The organism is Ruegeria sp. THAF57 (genome assembly GCF_903914075.1).
Taxonomy (GTDB): domain Bacteria; phylum Pseudomonadota; class Alphaproteobacteria; order Rhodobacterales; family Rhodobacteraceae; genus Ruegeria.
On the sequence record NZ_CAIWNQ010000003.1, the window covers coordinates 100900 to 115008 of the forward strand.

General features: G+C 59.5%; 14 protein-coding genes. 9 read left to right on the forward strand and 5 right to left on the reverse strand.

Annotated elements, in window-relative coordinates:
* Positions 1-6: 6 nt before the first annotated feature.
* The 3 genes from RUESEDTHA_RS08390 to RUESEDTHA_RS08400 all read right to left on the reverse strand — a co-directional run bounded on the left by RUESEDTHA_RS08390 (position 7) and on the right by RUESEDTHA_RS08400 (position 2294).
* A complete protein-coding gene (locus tag RUESEDTHA_RS08390; RefSeq protein WP_180886131.1) occupies positions 7-993 on the reverse strand; it encodes a type I glyceraldehyde-3-phosphate dehydrogenase in 987 nt (328 codons plus the stop codon).
* A gap of 54 nt (positions 994-1047) precedes the next feature.
* Positions 1048-1371, reverse strand: a complete 324-nt coding sequence (locus tag RUESEDTHA_RS08395) for a hypothetical protein (protein ID WP_171121807.1) — start codon at positions 1369-1371, stop codon at positions 1048-1050.
* 89 nt (positions 1372-1460) lie between these two features.
* Positions 1461-2294 carry a bifunctional allantoicase/(S)-ureidoglycine aminohydrolase gene (locus RUESEDTHA_RS08400; RefSeq protein WP_180886134.1) on the reverse strand — a complete coding sequence of 278 codons (834 nt, stop codon included), beginning with the start codon at positions 2292-2294 and terminating at the stop codon, positions 1461-1463.
* Positions 2295-2467: 173 nt separating this feature from the next.
* Between RUESEDTHA_RS08400 and RUESEDTHA_RS08405 the strand changes: the two genes are divergently transcribed.
* Positions 2468-2824 carry a hypothetical protein gene (locus tag RUESEDTHA_RS08405; RefSeq protein WP_171125921.1) on the forward strand — a complete coding sequence of 119 codons (357 nt, stop codon included), beginning with the start codon at positions 2468-2470 and terminating at the stop codon, positions 2822-2824.
* A gap of 7 nt (positions 2825-2831) precedes the next feature.
* Here the strand turns inward: RUESEDTHA_RS08405 and RUESEDTHA_RS08410 are convergent, their stop codons facing one another.
* Positions 2832-3767, reverse strand: coding sequence for a glyoxylate/hydroxypyruvate reductase A (locus RUESEDTHA_RS08410; protein WP_180886137.1), 936 nt, complete (start codon positions 3765-3767; stop codon positions 2832-2834).
* A gap of 240 nt (positions 3768-4007) precedes the next feature.
* On the opposite strand from RUESEDTHA_RS08410, the gene RUESEDTHA_RS08415 reads away from it, so the two are divergent.
* From RUESEDTHA_RS08415 to RUESEDTHA_RS08425, 3 genes are all read left to right on the forward strand, one after another.
* Entirely contained in the window at positions 4008-4814 is an 807-nt protein-coding gene (locus RUESEDTHA_RS08415; RefSeq protein WP_180886139.1) for a thioesterase family protein, read from the forward strand.
* Between the two features lie 72 nt (positions 4815-4886).
* Complete coding sequence (locus tag RUESEDTHA_RS08420) at positions 4887-5534, forward strand: DUF1007 family protein (protein WP_180886141.1); 648 nt, start codon at positions 4887-4889, stop codon at positions 5532-5534.
* Positions 5519-6463: a nickel/cobalt transporter gene (locus RUESEDTHA_RS08425; RefSeq protein WP_180886143.1), complete on the forward strand. Its 945-nt coding sequence runs from the start codon at positions 5519-5521 to the stop codon at positions 6461-6463. The genes RUESEDTHA_RS08420 and RUESEDTHA_RS08425 overlap by 16 nt, the downstream gene beginning before the upstream one ends.
* Here RUESEDTHA_RS08425 and truA read toward each other — a convergent pair.
* Positions 6456-7232 (reverse strand): tRNA pseudouridine(38-40) synthase TruA, encoded by a 777-nt coding sequence (truA, locus tag RUESEDTHA_RS08430; protein WP_180886145.1) that lies wholly within the window; start codon positions 7230-7232, stop codon positions 6456-6458. The two genes, RUESEDTHA_RS08425 and truA, sit on opposite strands and share 8 nt — an antisense overlap.
* 107 nt (positions 7233-7339) lie before the next feature.
* Here truA and RUESEDTHA_RS08435 point away from each other — a divergent pair, with 107 nt between their 5' ends.
* The 5 genes from RUESEDTHA_RS08435 to ileS all read left to right on the forward strand — a co-directional run bounded on the left by RUESEDTHA_RS08435 (position 7340) and on the right by ileS (position 14090).
* Entirely contained in the window at positions 7340-8752 is a 1413-nt protein-coding gene (locus RUESEDTHA_RS08435) for a YcjX family protein (protein WP_180886148.1), read from the forward strand.
* Complete coding sequence (locus RUESEDTHA_RS08440) at positions 8749-9204, forward strand: GNAT family N-acetyltransferase (RefSeq protein ID WP_180886150.1); 456 nt, start codon at positions 8749-8751, stop codon at positions 9202-9204. The genes RUESEDTHA_RS08435 and RUESEDTHA_RS08440 overlap by 4 nt, the downstream gene beginning before the upstream one ends.
* Positions 9197-10186, forward strand: a complete 990-nt coding sequence (locus RUESEDTHA_RS08445; protein WP_180886152.1) for a YcjF family protein — start codon at positions 9197-9199, stop codon at positions 10184-10186. Before RUESEDTHA_RS08440 ends, RUESEDTHA_RS08445 begins: the two co-directional genes overlap by 8 nt.
* A 54-nt stretch (positions 10187-10240) precedes the next feature.
* Positions 10241-10951 carry a VIT1/CCC1 transporter family protein gene (locus RUESEDTHA_RS08450; RefSeq protein ID WP_180886154.1) on the forward strand — a complete coding sequence of 237 codons (711 nt, stop codon included), beginning with the start codon at positions 10241-10243 and terminating at the stop codon, positions 10949-10951.
* 235 nt (positions 10952-11186) lie between these two features.
* Positions 11187-14090 (forward strand): isoleucine--tRNA ligase, encoded by a 2904-nt coding sequence (ileS, locus tag RUESEDTHA_RS08455; protein ID WP_180886156.1) that lies wholly within the window; start codon positions 11187-11189, stop codon positions 14088-14090.
* Positions 14091-14109 lie beyond the last annotated feature (19 nt).

Here is a 14109-nt window from a genome sequence, read left to right on the forward strand (position 1 = left end):
GTCCGCTTACCCTCGGGCCATTAACCGTGCCACGTCCAGCATCCGGGCTGAAAAGCCCCATTCGTTATCGTACCATCCGAAAACGCGAACCTGACGCTCTCCGATCTGGCGTGTTTCGGGGCCTGCGATAACCAGAGACTCGGGGCGCGTGCGCAGGTCGGACGAGACCAACGGTTCGTCCGTCCAGCCCAATACTGGCGAGGATGACACCGCCATGCGTAATTCCGCATCGAACGCCTTGGGCGTCATACCTCGTTCCAGTGTCACAACCAGATCAACCGCTGAAACACTGGCTGTCGGAACCCGAACAGCGGCACCGGAAATGCGACCTGCGAGGTGGGGCAGAACCTCATCAATCAGATGGGTGGCACTTGTGGTGGTCGGCACCATTGACATCGCCCCCGCGCGAGAACGGGCCAGATCGCCGCGCGGCGCGTCGACCATCGGCTGGCTGTTGGTATAGCAGTGGATGGTGGTCATATGCGCCGAGGCCACGCCCCCGATTTGATCCAGAACCTTGACCAAGGGCGCAAGCCCGTTGGTCGTGCAGGATGCGTTTGAAACGATCCGCGCGGCACCCAGTTGATCTTCGTTCGCGCCTAGAACAATCGTGATTTCGGTTGCGGGGGATGGGCCAGAGATTAGCACCTTGCTGGCCCCGGCGGTCAGGCCCTGGCTGGCCACATCCGACGTTCTGGCAACTCCGGTGCAGTCCATAAGGACATCAACGCCGGTCAGGTCCACCTGCGACAAGTCCGAACTATGCGTGACCGGGATTGCGCGTCCGTCTACCATCAGCTCTGCATCACCTTGCGCGACCGTGCCGGTGTAGGGGCCAAACGTGCTGTCGTATTTGAACAGATAAGCGCAGGTCTCAAGCGGTGCGATATCGTTGATCAGCACCAGCTCAACGTCGTTGTCCTGCGGCTGTGCCAGAAGCTGCCGCAGGATCGTGCGGCCGATCCGACCGAATCCGTTAATCGCGAGTTTCATGCGCAAGCTATGGCAGCGCGTTGCGCTGACCTCAATGCCCGTTTGGGGCCAGGGTCAGTTGCAGCTGACTTGCGAGAAGAACTGCCCCGAGATGTTTTGATACATGCTGCCAACAATTGGTCTGCATCCCGTGGCCTGCTGAATCGCGGTGGCGGCCTGAAGCGTCCGCAGGCGCGGCGGCGGGCCAAAGGGATTCAGATTGTTGTTGTCCCGCGTCGCGCGATACACGACCGGTGCATCCGATACCTGCGTCACCGCCCAAGTGCGGCTCATGACGAAAACCTGTTTGGTTTCTTCCTTGGCTACAACAGGGGTTGCCTGAAAAGCAGTCAGGCCAACTGTTGCCGCCAGTGCCAGCATTGATCCGCGCAGTACCATTGAACAATCTCCAGTGCTAAAAACAGGTGTTATTTCACCAGATTCAAGCGCTTCTGTGAAGCCCTGCGCGGCAAAAAGCCGATTTGCCGTCAACGCTTGGTTAACGACAGGGGCATGTGCCGGTTTACGTCCTTGTAAAGCAGATAGCGGAATTTGCCCGGCCCACCGGCGTAACAGGCCTGAGGGCAGAAGGCGCGCAGCCACATATAATCGCCCGCCTCGACCTCGACCCAGTCCTGATTTAACCGGTAGACGGCTTTGCCCTCTAATACATACAGGCCATGTTCCATAACGTGTGTCTCGGCAAACGGGATGACGCCGCCGGGTTCGAACGTCACGATGTTGACGTGCATGTCATGGCGCAAGTCCTGAGGGTCCGCGAACCGGGTGGTCGCCCAGCGCCCGTCGGTTCCGGGCATGGGGATCGGCGCGACGTCGCGCTCGTTCGTGATGATCGGGTCGGGGGCTGGCAGGCCGGAGACAGCTTCGTAGGCTTTGCGAACCCAGTGAAAACGCGCGGTTTCATCGGCGCGGTTGTGCAGGGTCCAGTCTGATCCGGCCGGAATGTAGGCGTACCCGCCGGTCTCAAGGACGTGGACAGCCCCGTCCAAGGTCAACGTCACGGCCCCTTCGACCACGAACAGAACACCTTGTGCGTTCGCGTCGGTCTCGGGATGATCGCTGCCGCCGCCGGGCTGAACTTCCATGATGTACTGTGAGAACGTCTCGGCAAATCCGCTGAGGGGGCGGGATAGAACCCAAAGGCGGGTGTTTTCCCAGAACGGCAAATTGCTGGTTACGATATCCCGCATCGTGCCCTTGGGGATCACGGCATATGCGTCGGTGAACATGGCGCGGTCAGTCAAAAGCTGATCCTGCCCCGGGTGACCCCCGGTTGGCGCATAGTATGTTGGCTGTGCCATTTCGTGCCTCTAACTCGTGTTTCGGGCACTATGCTGGGATTGCACTTTCGCCTCTAGCGGCAGAGTTGCGATAGGTTTGTTCGGATTTATTTGAAGGTCGCAAGGGGACTTGGCCGCCTATTGCAGGCGGTATAGTCTGAATGACGAAGTCATTTTTGAAAGGCGAGGTATTCATGAAACCTCTGGCGGTCACGGCATTTGTTTTTGCAGCTATGGTGGGTTTTGGAACGGGTAGTCACGCCAAGCCTTTGTCGAGAATCATTGCTGAAATGGGGCTAAGCCCAGCAGACTTCAACGTGGTGAACGCGACAGCGGATTCGATGCTGGAAAATGGCGCGCCTCCGGTCGGTACAGAACGCAATTGGACCAGTCAGGATTCGGGATCAAAGGGAACCATTCGTGTGCGCGATGTGCGGGACAATTGCGTGCATTTCCAACACTTGATCCAGCCTGAAGGCACCGAGCAGGTGCGCGAGGTCAGAACCCGCAGATGTCAGGACGCCGGTGGCGCCTGGATTCTGACCCCCTGATCTGACCTCAGTACCCCCGCGCGCGGTCCACTTCATGCAGCAGGGGCTGTCCGTCGGTCAGACGCTGATAGTTTTCAGCCACATCCCCAAGGGCCTCGCCCAGATGCCAACCTGAAACATGCGGGGTGATCATCACGTTAGGATGGGCCCAGAGCGGGCTTTGCGGCGGCAGCGGTTCAGTGGATGTGACATCAAGAACGGCGTGCCCCAATGCGCCCTTGTCCAAAGCAGAGATCAGCGCCGTTTCGTCAATCAGATCTCCGCGTCCAGCATTCAGCAGTTGACTGCCCGGCTTCATGGCCGCCAGCATTTCGGCATCGAACAATCCGATGGTCTGCGGGGTCGACGGCAGGATCGCGCAGACATGGTCGCATTGGCCCAATAGGTCGGGCAAGGCTGTGTCCCCGTGCACGCAGGTCACCCCGTCAAGTTGTTTGGGTGATCTGCTCCAGCCCATGACGTTGAACCCAATCGCACGCAGCATCAGGGCGCTGCGTGCACCGATATGTCCCAAACCCAGTACCCCGACAGTTTTCTCGGGTGTATAGCCCGGTGCCTTGGGCAGCCACTCCGCCTTGCGCTGGGCTGCCTCGTAGAAAGAAACGTTTCTTTGGCGATGCAGGATGTAGGTCACGAACCACTCGGCAATGCCCTGTGCCGGGGCATCCGGTTTCAGGCGCGCCACCCGAACGTGGTCAGGCAGGTTGGGATTACTGATAATCGTCTCAACCCCTGCACCCAGTTTCTGAACGAGTTTCAGATTGGGAAGTTGCGTTGGGTGGGTGTCGTTCAGGCCGACGACGGCAATCATCGTTATGTCGGAGGGGTCGCCGATGGTGTCTGGCGTCCTGACGTCCATACCGGGGCGCAAACGCTTAATTTCACGAACTATGTCGCCATCACTCATCCAGTCGGACAGTCCTGTTTCGATCAGCAAGGCCATTTTGCGCTCCGTATGTTTCGCTCCGGATGTGGTGGCTTTCTGACCACCAACCGGACAGTGTGCCGGCAGCTAAGTCTTTCTCTTAGGGAACGTAAAGACTGGTCTCGGGGTTCGAGCGGAAATTTTCTTCACACTTTGTGCAAACTCAGTGCTTGGCTGGTGGGCCGTATGCGATACACAGATGTCAGGCCGCACGGACCGGCCTGAGAATTGCTATGGGGAATAGGTATTAACAAGAGCATGAGCGGCAACCCTGATCTTAGCCAGCAGTCGTTTTTTCACATTCGTTCAGATGGGGCATTTGTCGGCAACGAAGCCGCGCGCGGGCCCTGGTCGCCAGATCATTGTCATGCCGGGCCAGTCACGGGCCTTGTTGCGCGGGCCGCTGAAACCGAAGTTGGGCCGGAAAAGATGCTGACCCGCTTGACCATCGACATGCTGCGCCCGATGCCCTTGGCGGGGCTGCGCGTGGCGGCGGAAACCACGCGCCATACCAAGACGATGGCAACGACCCGGGTCACCGTGCATGATTTGGACGACACGCTTTGTGCCACAGCAACGACCATGCACCTGGTTCGTCGAAATCTTGGGCCTGTTCCAAATGTAGCTGTGCCACCGCCCCAACTTGAAGATGCGGTAATCGGCCCTTTCCCGATAGGCGAGACACGTCACAACCTTGGCGGTTTTGCCAACCACACTGAGATTCTGTATCCCAAGGGCGTCAGTTTTGGACCCGGGCCAAAGGCGATTTGGATGCGCGCGCCGTCCTTGTTGTCCGATGAGGTTCAGTCGCCGATTCAGGCGCTGTGCCCTTTGGCCGATTGCGCCAACGGCTTGTCGTGGAATGCGCCCACGACTGAAATGGGGTTTATGAACACGGACCTGACCGTGCAGATTCACCGCGAACCGGTATCGGATTGGCTGGCGTCCGATTCAATTTGCCACTGGCAGCCGTCTGGAATCGGTATGTCTCAGGCGGTGCTTTATGACACCGAAGGTCCGGTCGGTGCGGCGTTGCAGACGCTGGTTCTGTTCCCGCAGTCCTGATTGATGGCCGAAAACCGCGCTCATGCTACGAAACGCATTGCCGGGCGCAGATGGTCATCCTATCTTTCGAGCATGCGTTGGTTATTGACCCTATTGGCCTGTTGCGCCCCGATTCCGGCCCTGACTCACCCGCATGTCTTTATCGACACGGGGTTAGAGTTCATCGTGGATGAAACCGGAAACCTGACACATGTCCGCGTCACATGGGCCTATGATGAATTCTATTCGCTTCTGATCCTTGAAGACATGAAGCTGGATCAGGACGCGGATGGCATACTGACCCCAGCCGAAGAAGGTTTTCTTGCAGGGTTCGATGCGCAATGGGTCGAAGGATACAACGGCGATCTTTTGGTTTGGGCGGATGGGAAGCCAGTTGCCCTGTCCGGCCCGGCAGAGGCGTCTGCCACGACCGAAGATGGTCGCATCGTCACATCTCATCTGAGGGCGGTCGAGGATGCGGCGGCACCGTCGGCGAACCTGACGGCGAAAGCCTTTGATGAAACCTATTACACCGCTTACGAAGTAACGCGACCCGTTACCGTTTCCGGCCCGCTTTCATGCCAGATTGACCGGATTGAGCCGGATATTGACGGGCAGTTGGCCCAGATGCAGGCGTTCTTGCGCACATTGGACGCCGACTATGACCTTGAGGAAAATGATATCCCGCTTGTCGGTGAAAACTTTGCGACCGAGATCCGTATTTCATGTCCAAATACCTGATTGTACCGGTCGCTCTGGCCATTGGATTGCTGCTTTGGTTCTGGGGCAGCGGGGGGTTCGATCAGCTTGCGGCTTGGGCGGCTGGTGAACAGCGCGCTTTCCAGAACCAGATCGCTCGCTCTTTAAGGGCCGCCCGAGCCGAGCAGCCCGAGGCCGTTGCGACATTGCTGACCGTTTGTTTCGCCTATGGTTTTTTCCATGCCATCGGTCCGGGGCATGGCAAGGTGTTGATCGGGGGGTACGGCTTGGGGCGCCGCGTTGCGTTCTGGCGCTTGTCAGCAATCAGCGTTTTGTCCAGCTTGGGACAGGCTGTAACCGCGATCGTGCTTGTCTATGCGGGTGTTCTGGTGTTCCAGATGTCACGGGAAAATCTTGTGGGGACGACCGAACAGGTCATGGCACCTATAAGCTATGGCGCCATTGCGGCAATTGGGCTGTGGCTGGTTTTCCGAGCCTTGCGGAGCTTTGCAAGGCGGCACAAGTCCCATACAGCCCATCACGATCACCATCATCACGACCATGGCGACCACCATCACGACCATCATCACCATGAAGGCGAAGTCTGTTCGGATTGTGGCCACCGCCACGGCCCCACCGCCGAGGAAGTTGCCAATGTCGGTAGCTTACGCGAGGCGTTGATCCTAATCGCCGGCATCGCGGCGCGCCCCTGCACCGGCGCGTTGTTTGTGCTGATCCTGACGTGGCAGATGGGTATCGCGATGGTGGGGATTGCGGGTGCGTTTGCAATGGCACTGGGGACGGCGATGGTCACGACTTTGGTCGGTTGGACCTCTTTGGGACTACGCGGTGGTTTGCTTGCCTCGGCCTCGGCAACGCGGTTCGCGCAAGTGTTGGCCCCGACCATCGAACTGGTCGCTGGGCTGATGATTGCAGTGATTGCCAGCGGGCTGTTGCTGCGCGCTATCTGACCCTATCAAAAACTGGCTGGGGATAACCGACCCGCGCCAGATAGAGCCCCTGCGGAGGGCACACCGGGCCACAAGCCGCACGGTCAGCCGCCTGCAGCGCGGCGCGCACATCTTCGGGCGTCCAAGCCCCCGAACCAACACGTTCCAGCGTGCCGACAAAGCTGCGCACCTGATTGTGCAGGAAAGACCGGGCGCGGACGTGAAAGTGGATTTCGGGGCCGGAAAAGCCCTGAACCTGTTCAACGCGCAATTCGTCCAGAGTTTTGATCGGACTGGCAGCCTGACAGATCGAGGATCGGAATGTCGTAAAGTCATGTCGTCCGATCAGTGTATCTGCGCCTGCTTGCATGGCGTCCACATCCAGCCTGTGGTTGATCTGCCAGACCTGCCCGGCGTCATGGGTCGCGGGCGCACGGCGCATCAGGATGCGAAACAGGTACTGACGCTCCACGGCGGAAAACCGGGCGTGCCAGTCATCCTCGACCCGTGCGGCTTTCACGATCGCAACAGGCTGCGGTTTCAGATGATAATTCAACGCCTCTGACAGGCGGAATGGGTCCCATTCTTTAGCCATGTCGCAATGGGCAACCTGTCCCAGCGCGTGCACCCCGGCATCCGTCCGACCGGCTGCGGCAATCGTATGCGCGCCGGGCTGGATACGCGACAACGCCTGTTCGATGGCGCCCTGAACGGAAGGCAGCTCTTTCTGCCGTTGCCACCCGGCGAACGGCTCTCCTTGGTATTCGACTTTCAGTGCGTATCTGGGCATGAGCTGCAGGTAACGTCCTGCAACGCAACGGGCAAGGGTGGGAAAGCGCTGGTATGTCAGGTCCGCGCTGCCTATTTTGAAAGAAACGAAAACAGCGGGGCGACAATTTGGTCATCTCTTCCCTGTCAGACAGTCTGGTGCGTGGGTTTGAAACTGTCGGCGACAGCGTGTCCGAAGCCCTGTTCGAGCCGGTCATACGTCTGGGCGTTACAGGACTGGCGCGATCTGGCAAAACGGTGTTCATCACCTCGCTTGTTTCCAATTTGCAGGACCGTGGCCGCATGACTGGTCTGGTGGCCCAGCGCGAGGGGCGGATCAACGCCGCCTATCTTCAGCCGCAGCCCGACGACACAGTGCCCCGGTTCGACTATGAAAACCATCTGGCGGCCCTGACCGGACCGCAACCACATTGGCCGGACAGCACCCGTGCCGTGTCGGAACTGCGCTTGTCGTTCAAGGTGCGCCCCGCTGGTCTTTTGTCGGGGCTGCAAGGGCCACGAACTGTTCATCTGGATATCGTTGACTATCCGGGCGAGTGGCTTTTGGACCTGGCCCTGTTGGACAAGTCTTATGAGGAGTGGTCGACCGAGACATTGAACCGCATCGCAGGGCGCGCCGAGGCTGACGCGTTTCTGGCGTTGGCTAAGGCGGCAGAGCCCGGAGCGGATCACGACGAGCCCACCGCGCTATCGTTGGCCAAAGCGTTTTCGGATTACCTGAACGCGGCGCGGGATGCAGGATACTATGACTGCACGCCCGGGCGCTTCCTGTTGCCCGGTGATTTGTCGGGTTCTCCGGTTCTGACCTTTGCGCCTGTACCGGTCGAGGGAAAACCCCATCGGCGCAGTCTACATTACGAGATGGCGCGCCGGTACGCGGCCTATAAATCTCAGGTCGTGAAGCCGTTCTTTCGCGACCATTTTTCCCGAATTGACCGACAGGTCGTGTTGGTCGACACGCTGGGCGCTATCCACAAGGGGCCGCAGGCGGTCGAAGATATGCGCCGTGCCATGGCCGATATCCTGTCGGCGTTCAGACCGGGCCGCAATGCGTGGTTGAGCCAACTGCTTTTGGGAAAACGGGTCGAGCGTATCCTTTTTGCCGCGACCAAGGCCGATCACCTGCATCATCTGCAGCACCCCCGCCTGACCAATATCATGGAGGCCTTAACGCGCGACGCCCGCGACCGGGCGAACTTTGCTGGAGCGCAAACGGCAGCCTTGTCACTGGCGGCGCTGCGCGCGACAACCGAAGAAATCCGGCCCCATCAGGGGGCAGACCTTCCTTGCGTGCGCGGCACTTTGCCTGATGGCAAGCACGCGGCTTTCTATCCCGGTGAATTGCCCGAAGACCCTGCCCGCCTGTTGGGGCCGGCCCGCGACGGGGCAGGCGCATGGCTGGACGCCGACTATGGTTTCATGGCGTTTGAGCCAGCCCAACTGACATTGCGGCCGGGCGACGGCCCACCCCATATCCGGTTGGACCGGGCGGCGCAGTTCCTGATAGGAGACCGCCTATGATCGTGATCCTTCGCCCAGCCCGCAGTACAGACGCCGGGGCGACCGGTGAAATTCTGCACGGTTTCGCTCTTGAGCATGACTGGATGCCGGAATTGCACTCGCGCGCTGAGACAATAGCCTTTTGTGGCCGGATGATTGATCAGGACTGGGTGACTGTGGCGGAAACCGATGACAGCGTCGTAGGTTTTCTGGCTTTGAACCAATGCGAAGTTCATTCCCTGTATCTTGCACCCAAGGCCCGCGGGCGCGGCATCGGGCAGCGCCTGCTGGACCACGCCAAGTCCATGCGGTCAGAACTGTCCCTGTTCGCGTTTCAGTCAAACCACCGGGCCTGCCGATTTTATGAAAGCAACGGGTTTTCCGAAGTCGCTCGAAGCGACGGAGCGGGCAACGACGAACACTTGCCGGACATCAAATACGTCTGGAAGAGAAGCGAGGCTGTTGATGGCTAAAGGTCCCGTTGTTTTCGATCTCGATGCCGAAGAGCCCACGGTTGACGTGTCCGCTGCGCCGCCGGTGCCTGATGTCGCGCCAATGCAGGGGCAGGCCATGCAAACGGCGGCCAGGTTGGCGGCCAGAAAGCCCTCGGTCTTGTCCCGGTGGTTTTGGGGGCTGGCTACGGCAGCAGTTGGTGCCGTCGTTTCCATAGCTGCGTGGGATTTTGTCACTTCACTGATGCTACGCGCGCCTGTTCTGGGATGGATCGTAACCGGGCTGTTTGGTGCGCTGGCTCTGGTCGCGCTGCTTGTTGCCCTGCGCGAGCTGGCCGCGATTGGGCGGTTGTCTCGTATCGACGGCCTGCGCCGGGCCGCTGACGAGGCGCTGGCTGATGAAGACTTGAAAAAGGCCCGCGACGTTACCCAAAAACTGATCAATTTCTACAAAGGCCGCGACGATACGAAATGGGGGCGAGACCGATTGAACGAACGTATGGCCGAGCAATTCGACGCTTCGGGCTTGTTTGAGCTGGTCGAAGATGAACTGCTTGCCCCGCTGGATGCCGCCGTCAGCCGCGAGGTCGAGGCGGCGGCGCGTCAGGTCGCAACCGTGACAGCTCTGGTCCCGCTGGCCTTGGCGGACGTTGTGACGGCGCTAGCAGCGTCGCTTCGGATGATCCGGCGCATTGCTGAAATCTATGGCGGACGTTCCGGGTTTCTGGGAGGGTGGCGGCTGACACGAGCCGTATTCGTGCATTTGGTGGCCACTGGCGCCGTGGCCGTGGGCGACGATCTGCTAGAGCCGGTTTTGGGTGGCTCGGTTCTTAGCAAACTGTCCCGCCGATTTGGCGAAGGGTTGGTGAACGGAGCCCTGAGCGCCCGTGTCGGTGTTGCCGCAATGGATGTCTGCCGTCCTTTGCCGTTCTCGGACCGTCATAAACCGTCGACGCGCACTATGATAAAACGGGCTTTGACAGGGTTGTTCTCCAAGACTTGACCTAACGCAAAGATTTCCTGTCTGCTGGTCCGCATAAAAGCGCCGGAGCCAGCCATGACCGAGCACGGACACAGCCAGCAGGAAATTTCCGAGAGGATCAATGCCCCTCCGGGCCGCGGCGTGCTGCGTGATGTTGTCTATGGCGGTATTGACGGTTCGGTCACGACATTTGCGATCATTGCCGGCGTGGCTGGGGCGGGTTTGTCACCGTTTGTCATTGTTGTTCTGGGATTGGCCAATGTTCTGGCCGACGGGTTTTCCATGGCAGCAGGCAATTATTCTGGCACCAAGGCTGAACTGGATAACATCCGCCGTATTCGGGCCATCGAAGAGCGTCATATTGACCTTTACCCCGACGGAGAACGTCAGGAAGTCCGTGAAATTCTTGCCCAGAAAGGCTTGTCCGGGCGCGTGCTGGACGAGGCGACCGATGCGATCACGGACAACCACGAAAACTGGATAAACCTAATGATCGAGGGCGAATATGGCCTCGGAACCGTTGATCCAAACCCATTCAAGGCTGCGATGGCCACGTTCATGGCCTTTTTGGTTGCGGGGATGATTCCGCTCTTGCCGTTTTTGCTGTCGGTCGAGAACGCGTTCACGGTGTCTGTCTGGATGACGATGGGTGTGTTCTTCGCGATAGGCGCGTTGAAAAGCCGATGGTCGCTGGCCCCTTGGTGGCGGTCAGGGATGGAAACGCTGTTGATTGGTGGTGCGGCCGCGTTGATCGCGTATCTGGTGGGGTCGTTGTTCCACCCATAAGGGGAGCTTGTGCATCGACAGGTAATGGAACCCGCGCCATTCGCCGCAGGCGGCGGAACCTCTGGACCATCCGAAGCGGGCGTCCTATAAGCGCGGCCATGTATGACCGGATGGCCATCATTATTCGAATTATATCCCCGGCGCTCTGATATCCTGAGACGCCGGGCAAAGGTGTTTGAGACTTCGCACCGACCGCTTCGATCCACACGACCAGATCATCCAAAGGACGCCCCCAATGTGCGCCGAAACACCTGATTACAAAGATACGCTGAACCTGCCCAAAACCGATTTCCCCATGCGCGCCGGATTGCCGAAACGCGAACCCGCATGGTTGGACCGGTGGGAGAAAATCGGCGTCTACGACCGCCTGCGTGAAAAACAGGGCCGCACGCCCTTTACCCTGCACGACGGCCCCCCCTATGCGAACGGCCACCTGCATATCGGTCACGCGCTGAACAAGACCATCAAGGATATGATCGTGCGGTCCCATCAGATGATGGGTTTCGACGCGCGTTACGTGCCCGGCTGGGACTGCCACGGCCTGCCGATCGAGTGGAAGATCGAGGAACAGTACCGCAAGAAGGGCAAGAACAAGGACGAGGTGAACGTCGTCGACTTCCGTCAGGAATGTCGCAAGTTCGCCGAAGGCTGGATCGACATCCAGCGGGACGAGTTCAAGCGTCTTGGCATCACCGGCAACTGGGCCGATCCCTATATCACCATGGACTATCACGCCGAGGCCGTGATCGCCGATGAGTTCATGAAGTTCCTGATGAACGGCACTCTCTATCAGGGATCCAAGCCCGTGATGTGGTCGCCCATCGAGAAAACCGCCTTGGCTGAAGCCGAGGTTGAGTATCACGACAAGGAAAGCTTCACCATCTGGGTGAAGTTCAAGGTCGTGAATGCGGGCGATCTGGATGATGCGTTTGTCGTAATCTGGACCACGACCCCTTGGACCATGCCGTCGAACAAGGCGGTCGTGTATGGTAAGGACATTTCGTATGGCCTCTACGAAGTCACCGGCGCGCCCGAAGAGTGCTGGGCCAATGTGGGCGATAAGTTCCTGCTGGCCGACAATCTGGCCGCTGACGTGCTGGGCCGTGCCCGTCTGAACGACGACCAGTGGACTCGCGTCCGTGACGTGACCACGGATGAGCTGGCAGGCGTTCAACTGACGCACCCGTTGGCCGGGGCCGAGGGTGGCAACGGCGAATGGGACGACATCCGCGACTTCCGCGCCGCCGAGTTCGTGACCGATACCGAAGGCACCGGTTTCGTCCACTGTGCGCCCTCGCACGGGATGGAGGAATTCGAACTCTATCGCGATCTGGGCATGCTCGAGCAGGTCATCACTTACAATGTGATGGACGACGGCTCGTTCCGCGCTGATCTGCCGTTCTTTGGTGGCAAATACATCCTGTCCCGCAAGGGTGGCGAGGGTGATGCGAACAAAGCGGTCATCGACAAGCTGGTCGAGGTCGGCGGGCTGCTGGCGCGTGGCAAGATCAAGCACAGCTATCCGCATTCGTGGCGCTCGAAGGCGCCGATCATCTATCGCAACACGCCGCAGTGGTTTGCATCTGTTGATCGCAAGCTGGACGACGGCATGGGCGAGATGGGGGACACTATCCGTGAACGTGCCCTGCGGTCGATTGATGAGCTGGTGAAGTGGACCCCTCAGACCGGTCGGAACCGGCTGTATTCCATGATCGAAGCCCGCCCGGATTGGGTTCTGTCACGCCAGCGCGCCTGGGGTGTGCCGCTGACGTGTTTCACCAAGAAGGGCGCTCTGCCGACCGACGCCGATTACCTGCTGCGCAACGCAGACCTGAACGCGCGCATCAAGGCGGCGTTCGAAGAAAATGGCGCGGATATCTGGTACACCGACGGTTTCAAGGAACAGATGCTGGACGGCATTGCCAACCCCGACGACTATGATCAGGTGTTCGACGTTCTGGACGTGTGGTTCGATAGTGGCTCGACCCACGCTTTCGTTCTGCGCGACCGTGAGGACGGGACCGAGGACGGCATTGCCGATGTCTACATGGAAGGCACCGACCAGCACCGCGGGTGGTTCCATTCGTCCATGTTGCAAGCCTGCGGCACCAAGGGCCGCGCGCCTTACCGGAACGTGGTGACCCATGGCTTCACGCTGGATGCCAAGGGCAACAAGATGTCCAAATCGCTGGGCAACACCATCGTGCCGGAAGAGGTCATCAAGCAATATGGTGCCGATATCCTGCGTCTGTGGGTGGCTCAGACCGACTATACCGCCGACCAACGGATTGGGCCGGAAATCCTGAAAGGCACCGCAGACAGCTATCGCCGCCTGCGAAACACGATGCGCTTTATGTTGGGATCGCTGGCTGATTTCACCGAAGCTGACCGGGTGGACCCTGCGGATATGCCGCGTCTGGAGCGTTGGGTGCTGAGCCGTCTGGCCGATCTGGATGAACAGGTGCGCAAAGGCTATGCCGCGTTCGATTTCCAGGGTGTGTTCAGTGCCGTGTTCACCTTTGCCACGGTCGATCTATCCTCGTTCTATTTCGACGTGCGCAAGGATGCGCTGTATTGCGACGGCGACAACCTGCGCCGCCGCGCTGCGCGGACTGTTCTGGACATCCTATTCCACCGTCTGACCACATGGTTGGCCCCGGTTCTGGTCTTCACTATGGAAGAGGTCTGGCTGGAGCGGTTCCCGGGCGATGACAGCTCGGTTCATCTGGTGGACTTTCCTGACACGCCAGCCGACTGGCGCGATGCTGATCTTGAATCCAGCATGGCCAAAATCCGCCGCGTCCGCCGCGCCGTGACTGCCGCGCTGGAGGTTCAGCGCCAAGAGAAAGTCATCGGTTCCAGCCTTGAGGCCGCGCCGATCGTGTATGTCGAAGACACCGAGGTTCGTCACCTGCTGGCGACTTTCGACGTGGATGATCTGTGCATCACCTCGGGCCTGACTGTCACCGGCGATCCAGCCCCGGCCGAGGCGTTTCGCGTGCCCGAGATCGAAGGGGTCGCGGTGGTGTTTGAAAAAGCCGAGGGCGAAAAGTGCCAACGCTGCTGGAAAATCCTGCCGGATGTGGGGCGCCATGCGCATGACGGCGTGTGCGGACGCTGCAACGAGGCGTTGGGATAAGCTTCGGGATTTTGCGAGG

Excerpts from the sequence above, each read along its gene's own strand:
- ileS (WP_180886156.1), top strand. The coding sequence starts at position 11,187 with ATGTGCGCCGAAACACCTGATTACAAAGATACGCTGAACCTGCCCAAA.
- RUESEDTHA_RS08420 (WP_180886141.1), top strand. The coding sequence starts at position 4,887 with ATGCGTTGGTTATTGACCCTATTGGCCTGTTGCGCCCCGATTCCGGCC.
- RUESEDTHA_RS08445 (WP_180886152.1), top strand. The coding sequence starts at position 9,197 with ATGGCTAAAGGTCCCGTTGTTTTCGATCTCGATGCCGAAGAGCCCACG.
- RUESEDTHA_RS08410 (WP_180886137.1), bottom strand. The coding sequence starts at position 3,767 with ATGGCCTTGCTGATCGAAACAGGACTGTCCGACTGGATGAGTGATGGC.
- RUESEDTHA_RS08405 (WP_171125921.1), top strand. The coding sequence starts at position 2,468 with ATGAAACCTCTGGCGGTCACGGCATTTGTTTTTGCAGCTATGGTGGGT.
- RUESEDTHA_RS08425 (WP_180886143.1), top strand. The coding sequence starts at position 5,519 with ATGTCCAAATACCTGATTGTACCGGTCGCTCTGGCCATTGGATTGCTG.
- RUESEDTHA_RS08415 (WP_180886139.1), top strand. The coding sequence starts at position 4,008 with ATGAGCGGCAACCCTGATCTTAGCCAGCAGTCGTTTTTTCACATTCGT.
- RUESEDTHA_RS08400 (WP_180886134.1), bottom strand. The coding sequence starts at position 2,294 with ATGGCACAGCCAACATACTATGCGCCAACCGGGGGTCACCCGGGGCAG.
- truA (WP_180886145.1), bottom strand. The coding sequence starts at position 7,232 with ATGCCCAGATACGCACTGAAAGTCGAATACCAAGGAGAGCCGTTCGCC.
- RUESEDTHA_RS08395 (WP_171121807.1), bottom strand. The coding sequence starts at position 1,371 with ATGGTACTGCGCGGATCAATGCTGGCACTGGCGGCAACAGTTGGCCTG.
- RUESEDTHA_RS08450 (WP_180886154.1), top strand. The coding sequence starts at position 10,241 with ATGACCGAGCACGGACACAGCCAGCAGGAAATTTCCGAGAGGATCAAT.
- RUESEDTHA_RS08390 (WP_180886131.1), bottom strand. The coding sequence starts at position 993 with ATGAAACTCGCGATTAACGGATTCGGTCGGATCGGCCGCACGATCCTG.
- RUESEDTHA_RS08440 (WP_180886150.1), top strand. The coding sequence starts at position 8,749 with ATGATCGTGATCCTTCGCCCAGCCCGCAGTACAGACGCCGGGGCGACC.